Below are 939 nucleotides of genomic sequence, written 5' to 3'. Positions count from 1 at the left end.
GTTCTAATCAGAATTCAAAGTTATATTTATTAAACAGTGAATTCAAGCCAATGTTAACTGATAGATATTTCCCTATTATTTTTATTTTAAATTCTAAATTATATTTTGGCATAAAAAACCCCTTAAGTTAGGTTTTGTATTCCAACTTTAAGGGTCAGCTCATTCCGCTATTCGTTTTTCTTTTGGACATTTTACAACAGTCCCTCTCTTATTGATATTAAAAATAAAATATTTCTTCAAATTTTTTATCAAGTGCAATACATATTATAAGTGCTAATTTTGCCGTTGGGTTAAATTGTCCTGTTTCAATTGAACTTATAGTATTTCTTGAAACGCCAACAATATCAGCTAAATTTTGTTGTGACATTTTCTTTTCTGCTCTTATCTCTTTTAAATTGTTTTTTAACTTTAAGCTTTCGTCCATTATCTCAACCAATCCACTATTTGTGAAAAAAATAAAATTAACCCGCCAACTATCACTAAAATATATGATGTTTTTTCAAAATTACCACTATAATTTTTATTATATAACTTTGAAACAAATCTACCAACTATTGTCGCCATAAATACAAAAGTAGCTTGAGAAATATCTAAATTTTTATATCTTCCAACAATCCACACAATTATAAAAGCTATACTTGCAAAAATTGTTCCCAATTCATAACTCTTTAGTTTAAGACTTCTTTCTCTCTCATCACCAAATGTATTTTCTTTTTTATATTTATTTAATACTTCATCTTTATTCATACCCTCACCTCTATGACAAAATATGCTTTACATGGTTTAGTAACAATACTATGAATGCGATACAGCTTAAAATAAACACTGCTAAAAAAATTTTTTCTTTTGAAAATTTATGCTTTTCATAATATTCAGCCGCTATAACTCCACAAAATATAGATTGTATTGCATAACTTGTTTGCCCTGTAAAAATATTAA

Annotated in this window: 3 protein-coding genes; all 3 read right to left on the bottom strand. The window is 26.5% G+C overall.

All coding sequences use genetic code 11. The features are described from left to right. Positions 1–217: 217 nt before the first annotated feature. Complete coding sequence (locus HMPREF9129_RS10335; RefSeq protein ID WP_004823566.1) at positions 218–424, bottom strand: helix-turn-helix transcriptional regulator; 207 nt, start codon at positions 422–424, stop codon at positions 218–220. Next, entirely contained in the window at positions 424–747 is a 324-nt protein-coding gene (locus tag HMPREF9129_RS10330) for a DUF6442 family protein (RefSeq protein WP_004823565.1), read from the bottom strand. The genes HMPREF9129_RS10335 and HMPREF9129_RS10330 overlap by 1 nt, the downstream gene beginning before the upstream one ends. 10 nt (positions 748–757) lie before the next feature. Then, on the bottom strand, positions 758–939 hold a 182-nt coding region (locus tag HMPREF9129_RS12125), incomplete at its 5' end, for a DUF6442 family protein (protein WP_004823564.1).

This window comes from Peptoniphilus indolicus ATCC 29427, from assembly GCF_000227315.1.
GTDB lineage: Bacteria > Bacillota > Clostridia > Tissierellales > Peptoniphilaceae > Peptoniphilus > Peptoniphilus indolicus.
The sequence above is the reverse complement of the archived record's forward strand: the minus strand, read 5'-3'. Positions and strand labels throughout refer to the sequence as shown.